The sequence below is a fragment of the Rhodococcus ruitaii genome (assembly GCF_055230935.1).
This window is the reverse complement of record NZ_JBUYWC010000004.1, coordinates 1-20,197: the sequence shown is the minus strand read 5'-3', so window position 1 is coordinate 20,197 and position 20,197 is coordinate 1. Positions and strand designations below refer to the sequence as shown.

Annotated in this window: 14 protein-coding genes; 6 read left to right on the top strand and 8 right to left on the bottom strand. The window is 65.6% G+C overall.

Annotated elements, in window-relative coordinates:
- Positions 1 to 275 precede the first annotated feature (275 nt).
- Complete coding sequence (gene gltB, locus ACZI8W_RS05865) at positions 276 to 4,871, top strand: glutamate synthase large subunit (RefSeq protein WP_463367560.1); 4,596 nt, start codon at positions 276 to 278, stop codon at positions 4,869 to 4,871.
- Entirely contained in the window at positions 4,864 to 6,315 is a 1,452-nt protein-coding gene (locus ACZI8W_RS05860; RefSeq protein ID WP_463367559.1) for a glutamate synthase subunit beta, read from the top strand. The genes gltB and ACZI8W_RS05860 overlap by 8 nt, the downstream gene beginning before the upstream one ends.
- Positions 6,316 to 6,372: 57 nt before the next feature.
- Here ACZI8W_RS05860 and ACZI8W_RS05855 read toward each other — a convergent pair whose 3' ends face one another.
- From ACZI8W_RS05855 to ACZI8W_RS05840, 4 genes are all read right to left on the bottom strand, one after another.
- Positions 6,373 to 7,341, bottom strand: a complete 969-nt coding sequence (locus ACZI8W_RS05855) for an NAD(P)H-dependent flavin oxidoreductase (protein ID WP_463367558.1) — start codon at positions 7,339 to 7,341, stop codon at positions 6,373 to 6,375.
- Complete coding sequence (locus ACZI8W_RS05850) at positions 7,338 to 9,071, bottom strand: class I adenylate-forming enzyme family protein (protein ID WP_463367557.1); 1,734 nt, start codon at positions 9,069 to 9,071, stop codon at positions 7,338 to 7,340. Before ACZI8W_RS05850 ends, ACZI8W_RS05855 begins: the two co-directional genes overlap by 4 nt.
- Positions 9,072 to 9,134: 63 nt before the next feature.
- Positions 9,135 to 10,322 carry an acetyl-CoA C-acyltransferase gene (locus ACZI8W_RS05845; protein WP_463367556.1) on the bottom strand — a complete coding sequence of 396 codons (1,188 nt, stop codon included), beginning with the start codon at positions 10,320 to 10,322 and terminating at the stop codon, positions 9,135 to 9,137.
- Positions 10,323 to 10,430: 108 nt separating this feature from the next.
- On the bottom strand, positions 10,431 to 11,369 hold the full coding sequence (locus ACZI8W_RS05840; RefSeq protein WP_463367555.1) for a winged helix-turn-helix transcriptional regulator: 939 nt from the start codon (positions 11,367 to 11,369) through the stop codon (positions 10,431 to 10,433).
- Between the two features lie 149 nt (positions 11,370 to 11,518).
- Here ACZI8W_RS05840 and ACZI8W_RS05835 point away from each other — a divergent pair, with 149 nt between their 5' ends.
- The 4 genes from ACZI8W_RS05835 (at position 11,519) to ACZI8W_RS05820 (ending at position 16,147) form a co-directional block, all read left to right on the top strand.
- Positions 11,519 to 12,739, top strand: a complete 1,221-nt coding sequence (locus ACZI8W_RS05835) for an acetyl-CoA acetyltransferase (RefSeq protein WP_463367554.1) — start codon at positions 11,519 to 11,521, stop codon at positions 12,737 to 12,739.
- Between the two features lie 15 nt (positions 12,740 to 12,754).
- Positions 12,755 to 14,269 (top strand): carotenoid oxygenase family protein, encoded by a 1,515-nt coding sequence (locus ACZI8W_RS05830; RefSeq protein WP_463367553.1) that lies wholly within the window; start codon positions 12,755 to 12,757, stop codon positions 14,267 to 14,269.
- A 57-nt stretch (positions 14,270 to 14,326) separates the two neighbouring features.
- Positions 14,327 to 15,121 (top strand): YncE family protein, encoded by a 795-nt coding sequence (locus ACZI8W_RS05825; protein ID WP_463367552.1) that lies wholly within the window; start codon positions 14,327 to 14,329, stop codon positions 15,119 to 15,121.
- 117 nt (positions 15,122 to 15,238) lie between these two features.
- Positions 15,239 to 16,147, top strand: a complete 909-nt coding sequence (locus ACZI8W_RS05820; protein ID WP_463367551.1) for a cutinase family protein — start codon at positions 15,239 to 15,241, stop codon at positions 16,145 to 16,147.
- A gap of 35 nt (positions 16,148 to 16,182) precedes the next feature.
- Here the strand turns inward: ACZI8W_RS05820 and ACZI8W_RS05815 are convergent, their stop codons facing one another.
- The 4 genes from ACZI8W_RS05815 to ACZI8W_RS05800 all read right to left on the bottom strand — a co-directional run.
- Complete coding sequence (locus tag ACZI8W_RS05815) at positions 16,183 to 16,557, bottom strand: hypothetical protein (RefSeq protein ID WP_463367550.1); 375 nt, start codon at positions 16,555 to 16,557, stop codon at positions 16,183 to 16,185.
- Positions 16,558 to 16,598: 41 nt separating this feature from the next.
- Positions 16,599 to 17,198 carry a histidine phosphatase family protein gene (locus tag ACZI8W_RS05810; RefSeq protein WP_463367549.1) on the bottom strand — a complete coding sequence of 200 codons (600 nt, stop codon included), beginning with the start codon at positions 17,196 to 17,198 and terminating at the stop codon, positions 16,599 to 16,601.
- Between the two features lie 65 nt (positions 17,199 to 17,263).
- Entirely contained in the window at positions 17,264 to 19,183 is a 1,920-nt protein-coding gene (locus tag ACZI8W_RS05805) for a HAMP domain-containing sensor histidine kinase (protein ID WP_463367548.1), read from the bottom strand.
- Positions 19,184 to 19,295: 112 nt separating this feature from the next.
- On the bottom strand, positions 19,296 to 20,197 hold a 902-nt coding region (locus tag ACZI8W_RS05800; RefSeq protein WP_463367547.1), incomplete at its 5' end, for a sensor histidine kinase.

The following is a 20,197-nucleotide window of genomic DNA, read 5'->3' as shown; positions in this document are numbered from 1 at the left end:
GTATTTCCGCTGCTCACGTGCAAAGTAGGGCAGCCTTGCTTGCGTAGCCCCCCGTAGCCTGGCATATCGTTTGGTGCGAGGCGGTGGGCCCACGACGTCCCACCGATCGTCAGGTTCGTACCCGCGCTGCCGAAAAAGGCACCCGCACCGTCGCGGATGGGCGGATACTGGCGAAGACAAGGTATCGGCGCACCCGGGTCGATACCCATCTACAGCAGTAGATGGCCATCAGTGTTGCTGGTCGTCAGTTGCCATCACCGCAACGAAGGCTAGGTATGACTCATCTTCCCGGGCCTCGAGGGCTCTATCACCCGGCAAACGAGCACGATTCCTGTGGCGTCGCGTTTGTCGTGGACATGCACGGTCGACGCAGCCGCGACATCGTCGAGAAGGCGATCACGGCGCTGGTCAATCTCGAACACCGCGGTGCGGCGGGCGCAGAACAGAACACCGGCGACGGCGCCGGCATTCTCATCCAGGTACCCGACGCGTACTTCCGCGCGGTCGTGGACTTCGACCTGCCCGCCGCCGGCGCCTACGCCACCGGAATGGCGTTCCTGCCCCAGGGCACGGATGCGGCCGACGAGGCGCAGAGCGCGGTGAATCGGATCGTCGAGGAAGAGGGCCTCGAGGTCCTCGGCTGGCGCGAGGTGCCGATCGACACCGCCGATCTCGGCTCCATGGCCAAGGACGCCATGCCGACCTTCCGGCAGATCTTCGTCGCGTCGGGTGCGCGGGCACTCACCGGCCTGGACCTCGAGCGCCGTGCATACGTGGTGCGCAAGCGCACCGAGCACGAACTCGGCAACAGCGGTTCCGGCCAGGACGGCCCCGGCAGCGAGACCGTGTACTTCCCGAGCCTGTCGGCGTCGACGTTCGTCTACAAGGGCATGCTCACGACGCCGCAGCTCAAGGGTTTCTTCCTCGATCTGCAGGATGAGCGTGTCGAGTCGGCGCTGGGCCTGGTGCACTCACGCTTCTCCACCAACACGTTCCCGTCGTGGCCGCTCGCGCACCCGTTCCGTCGTGTCGCACACAACGGCGAGATCAACACGGTCATCGGCAACTCGAACTGGATGCGTGCCCGAGAGGCGCTCATCGACACCGACGTCTTCGGTGGCCGCGGCAAACTCGAGAAGATCTTCCCCGTCGTCACGCCGGACGCATCCGACACCGCGCGTTTCGACGAGGTGCTCGAGCTGCTGCATCTCGGTGGCCGCAGTCTGCCGCACGCCGTGCTCATGATGATCCCGGAGGCGTGGGAACGTCAGGAGACGATGGATCCCGCCCGCCGCGCGTTCTACGAGTACCACTCGGCGCTCATGGAGCCGTGGGACGGCCCGGCGTCGGTGTGCTTCACCGACGGCACGGTCATCGGTGCGGTCCTCGACCGCAACGGCCTGCGACCGTCGCGTGCGTGGGTCACCGACGACGGTCTCGTCGTCATGGCCTCCGAGGTCGGCGTGCTCGACATCTCGGCCGAGAAGATCATCAGCAAGCGACGTCTCCAGCCGGGTCGTATGTTCCTCGTCGACACCGCAAAGGGGCGGATCGTCGAGGACGAAGAGATCAAGTCGGAGCTCGCTGCCGAGCACCCGTACGAGGAATGGGTCGAGAAGGGCGTCTCCCGTCTCGAGGATCTCCCGCCGTCCCGTTACACCTACATGTCGCACGAGCGTGTCGTGCTGCGTCAGCAGGTGTTCGGATACACCCGGGAAGAAGTGGACCTGCTGGTCAAGCCGATGGCGGCGACCGGTGGTGAGGCGCTCGGCTCGATGGGTACCGACACCCCCATCGCTGTGCTCTCGGCGCGTCCGCGGACGCTGTTCGACTACTTCTCCCAGCTGTTCGCTCAGGTCACCAACCCGCCGCTCGACGCCATCCGCGAGGAGATCGTCACGAGCCTCGGCGGCATGCTCGGACCCGAGGGCGACGTACTGCGGCCCACGGCGGAGTCGTGCCGCCAGATCCTGATCTCTGCACCGGTCATCGACAACGACGACCTGCAGAAGCTCATCCATGTCAACGACAAGAAGCAGTACCCGGGATTCAGCAGCGTCATCGTGCGCGGTCTCTACCCGGTCGCCGAGGGCGCGCGGGGTCTGCACACCGCGCTCGAGAGCATCCGCGAGCAGGTGTCGCAGGCGATCGACAAGGGCGCGCGCCTGATCGTGCTATCCGACCGCGAATCCGACGAGAAGCTCGCTCCGATCCCATCGCTGCTGCTCACCTCCGCGGTGCACCATCACCTCGTGCGCGAGAAGACCCGCACCAAAGTGGGTCTGCTCGTCGAAGCGGGCGACGCGCGCGAGGTGCACCACATCGCCGCCCTGTGCGGTTTCGGCGCGGCTGTGGTGAATCCGTACATGGCGTTCGAGAGCATCGACGAGCTGCTCCAGAACGGCGACCTGCCCGAAGGCATGACCCTCGACAAGGCCATCGCCAACTACATCAAGGCCGCGTCGAAGGGCGTGCTCAAGGTGATGTCGAAGATGGGCATCTCCACTCTCGCCTCGTACACCGGTGCACAGCTGTTTCAGGTCATCGGTCTGTCGCAGGAGCTCGTCGACGAGTACTTCACCGGGCTGCAGAGCCAGCTCGGTGGTGTCGGCCTCGAGGAGATCGCGGCGGATGTCGCTGCGCGGCACCGGATGGCGTTCCTCGATCGCCCGTCGGCGCATGCGCACCGCGAGCTGGAGGTGGGCGGCGAGTACCAGTGGCGTCGCGAGGGTGAGTACCACCTGTTCAACCCGGACACGGTGTTCAAGCTCCAGCACGCCACGCGCACAGGTCAGTACAAGATCTTCAAGGAGTACACGAAGCTGGTCGACGACCAGTCGGAGCGGCTCGCGTCGCTCCGGGGGCTCTTCGAGTTCAAGACGGGCCTGCGTCCCTCGGTCCCGATCGAGGAAGTAGAGCCGGCAAGTGAGATCGTCAAACGGTTCTCCACGGGCGCGATGAGCTACGGCTCGATCTCGGCGGAGGCCCACGAGACTCTCGCGATCGCGATGAACCGCCTCGGTGGACGCTCCAACTCCGGTGAGGGCGGCGAGCATCCGGCGCGTTTCACTCCCGACGAGAACGGCGACTTCCGCCGCTCGGCGATCAAGCAGGTCGCGTCCGGCCGCTTCGGCGTGTCGTCGCACTATCTGTCGAACTGCACCGACATCCAGATCAAGATGGCGCAGGGCGCCAAGCCCGGTGAGGGCGGTCAGCTGCCGCCGCACAAGGTGTATCCGTGGGTGGCGGAGGTGCGTGGCTCGACGCCGGGTGTGGGCCTCATCTCGCCGCCGCCGCACCACGACATCTACTCGATCGAGGATCTCGCGCAGCTCATCCACGACCTGAAGAACGCGAATCCGCAGGCCCGCATTCACGTCAAGCTCGTCTCCGAGCTCGGTGTGGGTACGGTCGCGGCGGGTGTCTCGAAGGCACACGCCGACGTCGTGCTCATCTCGGGCCACGACGGCGGTACCGGTGCATCGCCGCTGACCTCGCTCAAGCACGCGGGTGCACCGTGGGAGATCGGCCTCGCCGAGACTCAGCAGACCCTGATGCTCAACGGTCTGCGCGACCGCATCGTGGTGCAGGTCGACGGTCAGATGAAGACGGGTCGCGACGTGATGGTCGCGGCGCTGCTCGGTGGCGAGGAGTTCGGGTTCGCGACCGCGCCGCTCGTCGTGTCGGGCTGCATCATGATGCGCGTGTGCCATCTCGATACGTGCCCGGTGGGTGTGGCGACGCAGAATCCGGTGCTGCGCGAGCGGTTCACCGGCAAGCCGGAGTTCGTCGAGAACTTCATGCTGTACATCGCAGAGGAAGTACGTGAGTATCTGGCCGAGCTCGGATTCCGCAGTCTCGACGAGGCGATCGGCCAGGTCGACCACCTCGACACCGCCAAGGCCGTCGACCACTTCCGCGCATCGAAGCTCGATCTGTCGCCGCTGCTCGAGAAGGTGACGTCGCCGATCTTCGCCGATCAGGACACGCGCTGCACCAAGGAGCAATACCACGCTCTCGACAAGGCGCTCGACAACGAGCTGATCGTCAAGGCGCAGGCTGCTCTGGAATCGGGCGCCGCGGTGTCCATCGACACGACCGTCACCAACGTCAACCGCACGGTGGGCACGATGCTCGGTCACGAACTCACCAAGCGCTACGGTGCGGAAGGGTTGCCGGACAACACGATCGACATCACCCTGACCGGATCGGCAGGGAACAGCTTCGGTGCGTACGTCCCCAAGGGCATCACGCTGAAGTTGCTCGGCGACGCCAACGACTTCGTCGGCAAGGGCCTGTCGGGTGGACGCATCGTGGTGCGTCCGCCGGAGAAGGTGGCGCCCGGGTTCGTCGCCGAGGACAACATCGTCGCCGGCAACGTGATCCTGTTCGGCGCGACCGGCGGTGAAGCACTCATCCGCGGTGTCGCCGGGGAACGTTTCGCCGTGCGTAACTCGGGAGCCACGGCCGTCGTCGAAGGCGTCGGCGACCACGGCTGCGAGTACATGACCGGCGGTAAGGTTGTGATCCTGGGCAAGACCGGGCGCAACTTCGGCGCGGGTATGTCGGGTGGTGTCGCGTTCGTGTACAACCCGGACAAGGAATTCGAAGACAACCTGAACACCGAGCTGGTCGATCTCGAAGACCTCGAAGGCGAGGACTTCGTCTGGCTCAAGGGTGCCGTCGAACGACATCGTGACGAAACGGGCTCCGAGGTTGCAGCCCGCATCCTGGCCGACTGGTCACAGCAGGTCGGTCACTTCGCGAAGGTCATGCCGCGCGATTACAAGAAGGTTCTCATGGCTATCAAGGACGCCAACATTCGTGGCGCGAACGTGGACGAAGCGATCATGGAGGCGGCTCGTGGCTGATCCCAACGGCTTCCTGAAGCACGGTTCTCGCGAAACACCGGTCCGTCGCCCGGTTCCGCTGCGACTGCTCGACTGGAAGGAGGTCTACGAGCCGTTTCCGCTCGAGACGCTCCAGATCCAGGCGAGCCGCTGCATGGACTGCGGTATCCCCTTCTGCCACAACGGTTGCCCCCTCGGGAATCTGATTCCCGAGTGGAACGACCTCGCGTACAAGGGCAAGTGGGAGGACGGGATCGAGCGTCTTCACGCCACGAACAACTTCCCGGAGTTCACGGGCCGGTTGTGCCCCGCTCCGTGCGAGGCGTCGTGCGTGCTGGGCATCAATCAGGATCCGGTGACCATCAAGCAGGTCGAGGTCGAACTCGTCGAGAAGGCATTCGACGAGGGTAAGGTCACTCCGATTCCGCCGTCGAAGCTCACCGGACGCAAGGTCGCGGTCGTGGGTTCGGGACCGGCCGGACTCGCTGCGGCTCAGCAGCTCACCCGTGCCGGGCACAGCGTGACGGTGTTCGAGCGCGCCGACCGCATCGGTGGTCTGCTCCGCTACGGTATCCCCGAGTTCAAGATGGAGAAGCGGTTCATCGATCGTCGTCTCGCGCAGATGGAGGCCGAAGGCACCATCTTCCGCACCGGCGTGAACGTGGGCGTCGACATCACTGCAAAGCAGCTGCGTGAGCAGTTCGACGGGGTCGTCCTCGCCGGCGGTGCCACTGTTGCACGCGACCTGCCCATTCCGGGCCGGGAACTCGACGGAATCCACCAGGCGATGGAGTTCCTGCCCATCGCGAACCGTGTCCAGCTCGGCGACCTGCCCGCCCCCACCATCACGGCGACGGGCAAGAAGGTCATCATCATCGGTGGCGGCGACACCGGCGCCGACTGCCTGGGCACCTCGCACCGTCAGGGCGCCGAGAGCGTTCACCAGTTCGAGATCATGCCCCGCCCGCCGGAGGAACGTGCCGACTCGACCCCGTGGCCGACCTACCCGCTCATGTACCGGGTGTCGTCCGCGCATGAGGAAGGCGGCGAACGGGTCTTCTCGGTCAATACCGAGCAGTTCGTCGGCAAAGACGGCAAGGTCACCGCACTGAAGGCACACGAGGTGCAGATGGTGGACGGCAAGTTCGAGAAGGTCGAGGGCAGCGACTTCGAACTCGAAGCCGATCTCGTGCTGCTCGCGATGGGCTTCACCGGTGCCGAGAAACCCGGACTGCTCACCGATCTGGGTGTGGACTTCGACCAGCGTGGCAACGTCGCCCGCTCGTCTGAATGGAGCACCGACGTCGACGGTGTGTTCGTCGCGGGCGACATGGGTCGCGGGCAGTCGCTGATCGTGTGGGCCATCGCAGAAGGCCGCGCGTGCGCGGCTGCGGTCGATCGGTACCTCGAGGGAGCAACGGCGCTTCCCGTCCCGATCACCACGCGAACCGTGCCGCAGCGCTGACGCGGTAGACCCCGCGATGAGGCCGCACTCCGGAGTGCGGCCTCATCGCGCTTGTTTTCAGCGGCGGTGCATGGCGGAAAATCTGGAGGTCGCGGCCGAGTACTCTTTCTCGATCCCAGCAACGATGGCCTCGACGGGTTCTATCGCGTCGATGAGGCCGAGCCCTTGACCGGCCGCCCAGATGTCTTTCCACCGGCCGTGGACATCCTCCGTCGCGTTGTAGTCGCGCGTTTCGGGGGCAGCGAGGATATCGGGATCGAGCCCGTTCGCGATCAGGCTGGGCCGCAACCAGGATGCGGCGGTACCGGTGATCCCGGAGGTGACGACAAGATCGTCCGCTCCGCATTCGACGACCATCCGCTTGTAGTCGTTCGGTGCCATGCTTTCCGCTGCTGTGAGGAAGCGGGTGCCCATGTACACCAGATCGGCACCGGCGGCGATCGCACCGGCGACGCCCCAGCCGTCGGCGATGCCACCACCGACGACCACGAGTCCGTCGAAGAACTCTCGTACGGCGGAGACGAAGGCGAACGGCGACAGGTGGCCGGTGTGGCCGCCGGCTCCCGCCGAAATGCATGCGAGCCCGTCCACCCCGAACTCGGATGCCTTGCGTGCGAGCCGGAGTGAAGACACGTCGGCGAGTACCACGCCGCCGTACTCCTTGACGGTCTCCACGACCGGGCGGGGGGAACCCAGGGCAGTGATGACCACCGGAGGTCGGTGTTCGGCCACCAGACGCAGATCCTCAGCGAGCCGTTGGTTGGAACTGTGCGTCACGAGATTGACGGCCCACGGTGCTGTGCCCGATCCTGCGGCCGCTACGCCGTCGGAGATCGTTCCCATCCATCGGTCGAGCTCGGCGGTGGTGCGACAGTTCGGCGTCGGGAATGCCCCGACCACTCCCGCCGTGCTTGCTGCGACAACCAGTTCGGGGCCGGACACCAGAAACATCGGTGCCGCGACCACGGGCACCCGTAGCCGGGCGGGGAGGGTGGTGCGAGCGGTGTGAGTGCGGTGATCGGTCAACGGTTCTCCAGGAGTTCGGCACGGATGTGGCGGCGAAGCAGCTTGCCGACTGCGTTGCGCTGCAGTGTGTCGACGACCTCGATGCGTTCCGGCAACTTGAAGGACGCGACGTCGCGGGCACGTAGATGCGCGGTCAGATCCTCGAGCTCGGGTACGGTCCCGTCGACGGGAACGACCACTGCGCAACATTTCTCGCCCAGGACGTCGTCGGGGATCCCGACCACCGCGACCTCGGACACAGCAGGATGATCCTGCAACAGGCCTTCAATTTCGGCGGGTGCGATATTCATCCCGCCGCGGATGATGATCTCCTTGATGCGGTCGACGAAGCGCAGGTACTCGCCGTGTTCACCGCACAGCTCGAATACATCACCGCTGCAGAGGAACCCGTTGTCATCGAAGGGGGATGCGGTAGCCGTACCCTCGAGGTACCCGGCGAAGACGGAGGGGCCCTTCAAGCGGAGTTCGCCTCGGCCACCGACCGAGTCGACAACGTCGCCCGTCGCGGGGTCGACGAGACGCACTTCTGTGCTTCGGCTCAATCGGACTGCCCACGAACGGTGCTGTGTCGCGTAATTCGGCAGATGCTGGGCGCGAAGATCTGGATCCGGGAAGTCGGCCGGTGCGCTGAGTAGGCACACTCCTTCGTTGGACCCGAAGAAGTTGATCACTTCGACACCGTGGTCGTTCTGCCATTTGTCGACTACAGACGGTGGTAGCGGCGCACCGCCTGCCCCGACGCGGATCAGCGACGACAGATCGAAGGCCCCGCGCACCGCGTCGTTCTGTAGGAGCATCGTCAGGATTGCCGGCGGCATCGTCGTATGGGTGGCCCGGTGCTGCTGGATCTGACCGAGAAAGACGCCGATATCGAGGGGCTGATGATGGACGAGGTGACCGCCGCCGATGAGCCAGGGCAGCAGCGCTGCGGCGAACCCGGCCATGTTGACCAGCGGGAACGGATTGACCAAGACCGAGTCCTCGGTGGTACCGAGTGCGTCCTGCACCCCCTGACCGATGGCGAGCCAGTCTGCGTGACACCGTGGTACGCCTTTGGGTGCGGCCTCCGTCCCGCTGGTCCAGCAGATGGTAACTCGATCGTTGATCGTCCGGCGTACCCCGGTGATGTAGGTGTGTGCGGTGTCGGCGACATCGGTGGGTGCTGTTGCCGCACCGATCTCCACCGCATTCGGCGGAACCTCGGGGCCGAAGGCGAATACGGTGCGCAGGCTCGCGTGGTCCGGTGCCAGTTCCAAGGCTTCGGTGGCGGGTGCTCGCTCACCGAGTTTCCCGACGGTGATGACCGCAACCGCTGAGCATGCCGTCACGATGCCGGACAGTTCGTGGCGCCGATACGACGCCGGCATCGGCGTTGCGACGGCACCGAGACGCCAGAGCGCCAGGTACGTGGCGGTGAGAGCAACCGAATTCGGGATCAGCACCGCGACCGTGTCGTCCTGCCGGATTCCGTGTGAGTAGAGAACCGCAGCGACGCGGGTGACGTATCCGTCCAGTTCTCGCCAGGTCAGCGCCGTAGGCTGCGCTCCCGTGAGGTCCGCGAGATTGGCAGGGTCAGTGGTTGCGAGGTGATCCGGCCTGCGCTCGATCCAGGCGTCGAACAGGTCGACGAGCGTTTCTGGCTGCCACCAGCCGCGTGCGAGGTAGTCGGAGACCTTGTCGGTGGAATGACATTCGCGCGCAGCGCGTGCCGTGGGGTGGGGTGAGGACATCGGGTGACCTTTCACGGGAGTCCGGCAGGGATTCAAGAGAGGTGAATTCGGCGGAGTTCGGGTTCAGATGCGACGCAGCACGACGGCCGCACCCAGGCCGAGTGCGGCGGGAATGGTGACCAGTGCGTGCTCGCCGCCGGTGCGTTCGAGTTGATCGAGGGCGTGTGCGACCAGTATTCCGCCGGTGGCGCCGAGAGGATGCCCTACGGCGAGAGCCCCACCGTGCGCGTTCACCCGGGAAGGATCGATACCGAGTTCCTCGATCATCATCAGCGGTGTGACGGCGAAGGATTCGTTGACCTCGACCACGTCGAGATCGGCGGCGACGATACCGGCACGCCCGAGCGCCCCGCGGGATGCCTCCACCGGTGCGGTGAGAAGCGGGGAGCGAACTGCGCTTTGCGCGGTGCCGACGATCTGTGCGCGGGGCGGCATCGACAGCGCCGCCCCGGCATCGGTCCCGCCGATCAGTACGGCCGACGCGCAGTCCGCTAGCTGAGGCGCGGTGGCGACGGTATGTAGACCCTCGACCGGACGAGGTGAAGAAGGCAGTTGCCTGGCGACCCGTTCCCACCCCGGATCCTCCCCGAACAACGCGGGCAGTGCTGCGAGATCCTCGACCGTGAGATCCGGTCGCACTCCTTCGTCCGTGACGAACTCGGTATCGCCGACTTTCACACCGACGAGGGACGGTGATGGAGGCGACGCTGCGGCACGTCTGTGCGAGGTGACGGCGTAGCCGTCGAGTTGTTCTCGGGTGAACCCGTATCGTGCCGCGGTGAGATCGGCGGATACACCGATGGTGACGAATCCCGTGCGTTCGCCGAGGTCCGCATCGGACGCGATCGGGGGTGTGTCCGAGAACATCGGAACCCTGGACATCGATTCGACACCGCCCGCGACCACGGCGCGTGCGGCGCCCGCGGTCACTCGTGCCGCGGCGCTCTCGATGGCGTCGAGGCCCGAGCAGCACAGTCTCGTCACCACGCCGCCCGGGATGCGGTCGGGCCAGCGGGCCCATTGCACAGCTGCGCGTGCGAGATCGCCGGAGTGCTCACCGGTGACGGTGCTGATGCCGAGTATCACGTCGTCGACGACGTCGGTGGCGTCGGACCGCGCAGCCAATGCCTCGAGCAACCGGCCGGCCAACTCGACGGGAGGGAGACCGGCAAGGGTGCCTCCGCTCTTGCGGACCCGTGCGCGAGGGAGGCGGACGGCGTCGTAGATGTATGCGGGATTGCTCCGGTTCACAGATTTGCTCCGACTCGGGAAGATTCGTGATACAGCGCACTACAGCTAATGAAGTGTTACCGATCACGTCCGATGGTGTCAAGGGCGGTGATCCGGACGCGGTACCGGCTACGGGTGCGCCGACACGGATTCGATCCGTGCCGTGTGCCGATCGACCCGCCCGTCACAGCCACGGCACTGCAACTGGGGTGCAAGCGGGGTGCTGCAGCGTCGATGCAGGATCCGTAGTGGTCCGGGAACTTCGGGATACGCCTGTGCGGACCACCGGATCAGGGAGACGAACACGCCGAAGAGGGCGCGGCCGCGGGGCGTGAGGCCGTATTCGCGGTCGCTGCCGGAGGGGCGCTCGAGGATCTGCGCGGTGTGGAGCCGGGCGAGGCGGTCGGACAGTGTGGTCGGCGAGATGTCGAGTGCCGTGCGGAACTCTCCGAATCGTCGGGTACCGGCCAGTGCGAGGCCGGTGACGGCCCCGCTCCACCGGTCGCCGAGAGCCTCCATGATCGCGTTGAACTGCATGTCCCCGCGGGAGGTGTCGCGCGCGGGGCCGCGAGTGGACCTGCGCCGCGCACCCGAAGTCACCGTCCAGACCGCTTCGGCATTCATCTCGATGTCGGTATCGTGGCCGGTCACGGTGGTGCCGCAGGTTCCGCAGCGCACCACCGCGGGCCCGCGGTGCCCGCACGGGATGTGTACGAGATCGGGTTGCCACGCCCCTTCCGGTGTCCACTCCCGTTGCCAGCCCCAGATGCACACGAGGATCGGCCAGGTCGCGGTACCGAGGTCGGTGAGCAGGTACTCGTGTCGTTCCGACACAGCGGATTGCCGTGAACGCCGGAGCACGCCGGCGGCCACGAGCGAGTGCAAGCGGTCGGTGAGGACCGACGACGGTGCGCCGGTCAGGTCGAGCCACTGGTTGAACCGGGTCGTTCCGCTGACGAATGCGTGGCCGAGTAGGGCGAGGGTGAGGCGGTCGCCCAGTAGATCGAGGGTGGCGGCGACCGGATTCACCGCCGCGGGCTCTGGATGGGATGTCGGTTCGTGGTCCACGGTCTGCCTCTTCCGGTTGGCGCAGTTCCATTGCGGTGCGTGCGCCAAGATGCTTCAATAACTGTACTGAATCGGCCGGAGGGTTCCGTCGCCGACTCGCTCATCCAACTACACGCCCCGCCTCGAATCGATTCGGAAAGTGAAGCGATATGTCTCCAGCGCAGGTATGGATCGCAGGTGGCTACCAGTCCGACTTCGCGCGGAACATCACGCGCGAGGGACTCGATATCGCCGATCTCACAGCCGAGGTCGCGATGCACACCCTCGACGACGCGGGTATCGCAGCGAGCGATGTCGACGTCGTTCACGTGGGGAATGCTTTCGGTCAGCTCTACACCGGCCAGGGGCACCTCGGAGCAATGCCCGCTTCGATGATCCCCGACTTGTGGCATGTCCCCGCCACTCGACACGAGGGTGCCTGCGCTTCGGGGTCGCTGGCGATCCTCGCCGCGATGGCCGACCTCGAATCCGGCCGGTACGACACCGCGCTCGTCATCGGAATCGAGCTCGAGAAGACCGTGCCCGGCGACGTCGGTACGAACTACATGAGTCCTGCGGCGTGGGTCGGCCGCGAAGGCCAGGACGCAAAGTACATGTGGCCCTATATGTTCAGTCGGATCGCTGACGAATACCGCGACCGCTACGGGTTGGATCCCGCACACCTGTGGAGCATCTCCGAACTGAACCTCCGCAACGCGCGCCGCAATCCCAATGCCCAGACGCGCACCCGTGACTATTCCCCGGAGTCGTTCACCGCGAACGATACCGAGAATCCGGTGGTGGAAGGGAGCCTCCGCAGGATCGACTGCGGACCTCTCACCGACGGTGCCGCCGGTGTCGTCCTCGTCAGCGACCGGTATGTCGGGCGCAATCCGGCATTCGATGGTCGGCCGCGCTCGCGCATCCTCGGCTGGGGGCACCGCACGGTGGGCCTGTCACTCGACGACAAGCTCGCACGCAGCTCCGGCGACGGGCTGATGTTCCCGCATCTCCGCGACACCATCGACGATGCGTTCGGCCGGGCGGGACTCCGCGGTGTCGACGATGTCGATCTGATCGAGACCCACGACTGTTTCAGTGTCAGTGAATATCTGGCGATCGACCATTTCGGGCTGACGGATCCGGGCCGGTGTTGGCGTGCCGTCGAATCGGGCGATCTGGAGATCGGGGGACGGATGCCGATGAACCCCAGCGGTGGCCTGCTCGGTGGTGGGCACCCGGTGGGTGCGACCGGAGTGCGTATGGCTCTGGACGGTCACCGGCAGGTCACCGGTACGGCAGGTTCCTACCAGGTAGACGGCGCGCGCCGCGCGGCCACGCTCAATTTCGGTGGGAGCACCACCACGGCAGTGTCCCTGATCATCGGTTGACGCCAAGGAGTATGGATGGAACTCGAAATTCTCGGTCGCGCACTGTCGACGTTGCCGGCGGACGACGACCACCCGTACCGCACCGGGCCGTGGCGGCCCCAGCACGTCGAATACCAGGCGGACGACCTCGAAGTGATCGGTGATCTGCCTACCGACCTGGACGGCGTGTACATCCGGAACACCGAGAACCCGGTCCATCCTGCCCAGCAGGGGCGCTACCATCCTTTCGACGGCGACGGCATGGTGCACATTGCGGGATTCCGGGACGGAAAGGCGTTCTACCGGAACCGGTTCGTGAAGACCGACGGGTTCATCGCCGAGCAGGAATCCGGCCGCGCGTTGTGGGCGGGCATCGCGGAGAACCCCGCGAAATCGGAACGTGACGGCTGGTGCGCCCGGGGCCGCATGAAGGATGCGTCGAGCACCGATGTCGCATTCCACAACGGAGTGGCCCTCACGAGTTTCTGGCAGTGCGGAGACCTGTACCGGATCGACCCGGTGTCGGGCGAGACCCGCGGGCGATCCGAATGGGGTGGGGGGTTTCCCGCGGACCTCGGCGTCTCGGCGCATCCCAAGCCCGATCCGCGGACCGGCGAAATGTTGTTCTTCAACTATGGCACCGACGCGCCGTACATGAATTACGGAGTGGTCGACGCCCACGACAACCTCGTCCACTACACCGGCATCGAGTTGCCCGGCCCGCGATTGCCCCACGACATGGCGTTCACCGAGAACTACGCGATCCTCAACGATTGCCCGCTGTTCTGGATTCCGGAAGCCCTCGCGGTAGGCAAGTACGTGTCGCGCTTCCACCCCGACCTACCGATGCGTCTGGGCGTCCTCCCGCGTCGCGGTGACGGCAGCGACATCATGTGGTTCGATGCCGCACCGACCTATGTGCTGCATTGGACCAATGCCTACGAGAACGGGGACGAGATCGTCCTCGAAGGGTTCCATCAGGAGGCCCCGGAACCGGAGGACACCGGAACCGGCTCGATTTACGAGCGGATGTTCCGCTTCCTCGCACTCGATCGCATGGGAACGCATCTGCACCGTTGGCGCCTGAATCTGCGCACCGGTCGGGTGACGGAGGAGCGGCTCTCGGATCGGATCACCGAATTCGGCATGATCAATCCCCGTCACGCCGGCATCGCGCACCGCTACACCTATGCTGCGACCGGCAAACCGGGCTGGTTCCTGTTCGACGGGCTCGTTCGGCACGACACCGTCGCGGGCACCGAAGAACACTTCTCCCTGGGCGACGGGGTCTTCGGTAGCGAGACGGTGATGGCTCCGCGCGTCGGATCCACCGATGAGGACGACGGATACCTCATCACGATGACGGTCGACATGAACCGCGATCTATCCGAGTGCCTGATCTTCGACGCGACGCGTCTGTCCGACGGTCCGCGCGCCCGCATCCGTCTTCCCGAACGGATCAGCTCGGGAACGCACTCGACGTGGGCGCCGGGGGCGCAGATCCCCGGCTGGCGCGATACCGATCGTGCAGAGGCCGCACTGGGCTTGTAACTCTCGCCGTCGACAGTTCTGCTGCTGCCGGGTGAGCGAGCCGTTATCGTTCTGCGCATGACTGCATCACGGAGTGTCACGAAGCGGGCACTGGCGATGGTCGCGGTCGGCGCCGGAGCCACCGCGATGGCCGGGCTGACGGCGCCGACTGCCGGGGCAGAGCCACTGGGCGAGTGTGTTCGCAATGGCGGGGGGATCGTATCGGTCGACGGAGCGCCACCGGTGCCACCGGTTTTCGGCTTCGACGGGCTGAGATTGCTGGGTGTCGACGGTGGAAGCGGTAATTCCTGCATCACCAACGTCGGGCCGGGCGCTGTGCATGTCACCCACCCGGAAGGCCGCGAACCGGGCCGCAACTACGTAGCGGATGCTCCGCTCGAGATGCGTGTCGACGGGGGCCTCGGCAACATTGCGGTCACGAATCTCGGAACGGGCGCCGTGACGGTCGACCGCAACTCGGTCGCACCGCCACCCCCGGCTGCTTCAGGCCAACAGCCCGCCGCGGACACACCTGATCCGCTGCCACAGTTGACGCTCGACGCCGGTAGCGACGGTGTGTTCGTCACCAACCTCGGAACTGGCTCGGTCGACGTGGTCGACTGGGACGATGCGCGTGGCCCGTTGCCGGACGAGATTCCGGCTCCGCCCGGCATGGTCGTCACCGATCCGATCACCGGCAACGTCTACGTCACCAACTTGTTCGGTCCGGCAGTGACCGTGGTGGGTCGCTCAGGAGGGCCGGTCTCGCGGGTCGTCGAGAAACCTGATCCGGTCACCTCCCTCGATCACGGCACCAGCAATGTGTTCGTCACCAACATCGGGGGTGGGGCCGTCACCGTCGTGCGCGAGTAGTGCCTTACTGCCCCGAATGTGGGGGACTCGTATCACGCGGCGTTCACGAATGTGTCATATTCGTAATGCACACTGTGGGCGTGGCGTGACATGACGACGAGGTCGGGGGATATTCGGATGCGTTTCGGTAGGGCATCGACGATGGTCGCGGCGGCTGCCGCGGTAGTGGGTTCGATCGTGGCAGTTCCTGCCGCACAGGCAGATCCGGGTGGCTGCCCGACGTTTAACGTGGTCGCGGTTCCCGGCACATGGGAGACGTCGAGCACCCCGGACCCGGAGCGTGGTAACGGCATGCTGGCTCAGGTCACGTCTGGATTACCGGCCGGTGCCCGCGTCGATTACGTGCAGTACCCGGCCACTGCCTTCCCGTGGGAAGGCGACATGTACGGGGTCTCTCGAAACCGGGCGGTCGACAATGCCCGAGACCTGATCGCCGGTACTGCAGCGCACTGCCCGGGCACCGACTTCGCGCTCGTCGGATACAGCCAGGGTGCCGACGCCGCGGGTGATCTGGCCGCCGAGATCGGCACCGGGCTCGGCGTGATCCCGCCACATCGGCTCACCGCGGTCGGCCTGATTTCCGATCCCCGTCGCTCCGAGGCCGACCAGCTGGTCGGTCCTCCCGTGTCCGGCGATGGGGCCAGCGGATCCCGAGTCGGTGGATTCGGATTCGTGAGCCCCAACGTCCGTACCATTTGCGCGGTCGGAGATCTGTACTGCTCGACATCCCGAGACGACTACGTCACCCGGCTCGCCGGGTTCATGGCGATGTCGGCGGGAACGGGTACCGACGCTGTCGATCATTACCGCGACGAGGCAACCATCCTCTACAACGACATCATGACCGCCGGTGGAGTGCCCACGCTGCAGTTGCAGATCAGTCCGGAAGCGAATGCCGAACGCCAAACGCAGCTTCGGGATTTCTACGGGTCGCAGGTCCACCAGGACTACTCCAACTACGTGGTCGACGAGAATGGCACTACGGCGACGATCTGGCTCAACAACTGGCTCGCGTCCAAGGTATGACGTGGAGCCGTCGACCACGGCTGGTGATACCCGGATCAGGGTAGATACACGAAGTGCGACGGTCCTCCACCCGGCTGCGACGAGCCGGTGATCGCAGGGAAGTTGAACGGCAACTCGGTGAGCTTGTGCGGGTTGCCGTTCTCGTCGGCCTGCCAGCATTCGAGGAGCACGCCGTGGAACTGCGTGCACGCGATGCGGGTCGTCTCTCCGTACGGTGAGGTGAGCCGGTTCTGGGCCACGAGGGGATTCCAGTAGTCGGCGTCGCCCGGGACGAGGAAGTCGGGCTGCTCGACGACACTCACCGCGCCGTTGTCGGAGGGCCACTCCTCCGCGGCGGCGGTGCTGGCGGTGCCGAGTGCCGCAGCGCCGGCGAGAGCAACAATCGAGACAGTTCGAGTGAGGGTTCGCATGATCCTTCAGCGTAGGCGCCCGTGCTTGGCAGCGCCTGGATTCACACACGCAACGTGTCGCGCACGTGCCCTGTCTCGTTGATCGACGCTACCCGGCGTCGGCCGGTGCGAGAGACGAGAATGCGCGTGACCGATGCGTATTCGACCGGGAACGTCAGCGGTAGCTCGAGCCCGAGAAGGTCTTGCAACACGATGTTGATGACACCGCCGTGCGCGACGACCACCGCGGTCTCCTCATGCGCGCACGAGGACACGACCTGGTCGACGGAGGCCAGCACGCGGGTGCGGAATGATTCCGCATCGACGAAATCGGGCAGATGGCCTGCGAGGATGCGCTTGTAGGCGTCGGATCCGAGTTCTTTGGCGGTCTCGAACGGAATGTAGTGATCGAGCTCGTAGTCGTATTCCGCGAGCCCGTCGATCTGCTCGACCGACAGCTTCTTCCACTCGGCGAGCGGCTGTGCTGTCTGGAGTGCGCGCAGTTGCGGGCTCGAGAACAACCGCGCGATTCGGTAGGGCGCGAGTGCTTCCAGCAACCGTCCGGCCTGCACCACGCCCTGTTCGGTGAGGGACGGATCGGCGCGCCCCAGGTTCACTCGGGCGTACTCCGGCTGGGCATGGCGGATCAGGAGAAGCTGCACGGTGTCCACCATGCCATGTCGGCCCGCGCCGGTGAGAACGCGCGTTTCACGTGAAACACGCCCTGTCAGCGTCCACCTTGTGGGTACTGCGCAGAGTCGTCCTCTCGGGAGAGTCGCCGCGGACGCTCGGTGAGTGCGGTGGCGTTCGGCCCCTGTACCTCGGCGAGCAGGCGCGCCGGGAAGTAGATCGATACCGTCACACCGGCGTTGGTGTCGGAGTCGAAGGTGGGCCGGAGCCGGACGTTCATTCCGTTGCGTGCGGCGAGGCGTCCCGCCACGAACAGGCCCATCTGGCGGGGTGCGTTGACGTCGGCTTCGGCGCCGTCGGACAGGCGGGTGTTGATCTGGTCGAGTGCGTCGCGGGGGATGCCGATTCCGACGTCGGCGATTTCGAGGAGGAGTCCGCCGCCTTCTGCGGAGGCGAATTCGAGCCGGACGGGGCTGTTGGGTGGTGATGCGCGCAGGGCGTTGTCGACGAGTTCGGCGATGAGGTGCACGACGTCGTCGACGGCGCTGCCGAGGAGGTATCCGTGGGGGGTGCGTCCGATGTGGACGCGTTGGTAGTTCTCGACCTGGGAGACGGCGCCGCGCAGGACGTCGGCCAGGGGTGCCGGGGAGGTGCGGGTGCGGGGTCGGGTGCCGGCGAGCACGAGCAGGGATTCGCCGGTGCGGCGCATGCGGGTGGCGAGGTGGTCGAGGGAGAACAGGCTTTGCAGGCGGGCGGGGTCTTTTTCTTGGTATTCGAGGGAGTCGATGAGCGAGAGTTGTTGTTCGACGAGGGTTTTGTTGCGTCGTGCGAGGGTTTCGAACATGACGTTGACTTGTTGTCGCAGGTGGGCTTGTTCGCCTGCGAGTCGGAGTGCTTCGTTCTTCATCGAGTCCACGGCCCGCGACAGTTCGCCGACTTCTTCGTCGGTGTCGATGCTGATGGGGGGGAGTTGGACGCTGTTGATGTCGGCGCCGTCCTTGACTGCGGCGAGTGCGGCCGGGAGTTCGGTGTTGGCGGCAGTCAGGGTGTCGTCTCGGAGGCGCCGCATCGGAATCGACAGAGAGCGTGCGACGAACAGGGCGAGGACGAGGGCTGCGATCAGGATGATGGCGACGAGGATCGCGTCGCGGGTGGCGGCGGAGCGGGCATCGGAGGTGAGCTTGTCGAGTGTGACGGTGATCTGCTCGACGGCGTTTTCGATGGCTGTGGTGTAGGGCTGGACTGCCGCCATCATCGCGTAGCCCAGCTGCTCGCCGTATTCGGGGCTCGGCTCCATCGCCCGGATGAGGGAGCGTCGACTCTCGAGGTCGGCGAGCATCTCGTCGATCTGACCGGTATCGAGACGGGATCCGATGAGAAGCTGCAGTGTCGCCTGCTCGTTGTTCATCGCGTTCTCGGCGATCAACTGGGCAGCCTCGGGATTGGTGCCCATGAATCGGAACGATTCCATCTGATCGACCATGTTGTTCTGGGCGTCCCAGACGGTGAGCAGGTTCGAGGCATCCACCAGAGCTTCATTGTCCTCGAGGAGGTTGAACACGGCGCGTACGGTGTGCCTGCCCAGCGCGACGAAGTCTGCAGTGGCGCGACGTAGTTGGTCGACGTTGACCTGCGACCCGGTGGCCGACTGATGGAGCGCTTGGCCGTTGGTCAGAACGAGGTCGACGCCGTCCGTGATCTGTGGGTCGAGTTCGGTCCGCGCGGCGAGGCGCGACCCGTAGGTGTCGATGCCTTCCGAGTATTCGGGCAGGACAGGAAGTCCGAGCGAGGTACTCATCGACAAGCTGGTGACGGCCCGGGAGAATTCGAGGATCTCCGGCGCTACTTCGATCTGGTCGGAGATCGAAGCGGCGCGCTGAGCATCGTCGAGCTGGGACGACACGCGGAGCCCACCGAGTACGCTCGCGGCGAGCAATGGCACTGCGAGAACAACGCCGAGCTTGAATCCCAACCGCCAATTACGCGGCTGAACCCCCCGGATACCGATATTGCGCATTACGCGAGCCGTTACCTTCCATAAACGGGACCCCCGACCGATCACCGTTGGTGCAGACATGTCAGCCCAAGTTTTTACAGGAAAGTCTCGATCTTGTACAGGGTGTGTCCCGCTACCGATCAGCTCCCGCCTCGAGCCGGTCCGGCAATCGTCTCGGTCGCTCGGTCATCGCGGAGGGGACGGTGGAGCTGACCTCGGAGAGCAGCGTCGCCGGGAAGTAGATCGATACCGTCACACCGGCGTTGGTGTCGGAGTCGAAGGTGGGCCGGAGCCGGACGTTCATTCCGTTGCGTGCGGCGAGGCGTCCCGCGACGAACAGGCCCATCTGGCGGGGTGCGTTGACGTCGGCTTCGGCGCCGTCGGACAGGCGGGTGTTGATCTGGTCGAGTGCGTCGCGGGGGATGCCGATTCCGACGTCGGCGATTTCGAGGAGGAGTCCGCCGCCTTCTGCGGAGGCGAATTCGAGCCGGACGGGGCTGTTGGGTGGTGATGCGCGCAGGGCGTTGTCGACGAGTTCGGCGATGAGGTGCACGACGTCGTCGACGGCGCTGCCGAGGAGGTATCCGTGGGGGGTGCGTCCGATGTGGACGCGTTGGTAGTTCTCGACCTGGGAGACGGCGCCGCGCAGGACGTCGGCCAGGGGTGCCGGGGAGGTGCGGGTGCGGGGTCGGGTGCCGGCGAGCACGAGCAGGGATTCGCCGGTGCGGCGCATGCGGGTGGCGAGGTGGTCGAGGGAGAACAGGCTTTGCAGGCGGGCGGGGTCTTTTTCTTGGTATTCGAGGGAGTCGATGAGCGAGAGTTGTTGTTCGACGAGGGTTTTGTTGCGTCGTGCGAGGGTTTCGAACATGACGTTGACTTGTTGTCGCAGGTGGGCTTGTTCGCCTGCGAGTCGGAGTGCTTCGTTCTTCATCGAGTCCACGGCCCGCGACAGTTCGCCGACTTCTTCGTCGGTGTCGATGCTGATGGGGGGGAGTTGGACGCTGTTGATGTCGGCGCCGTCCTTGACTGCGGCGA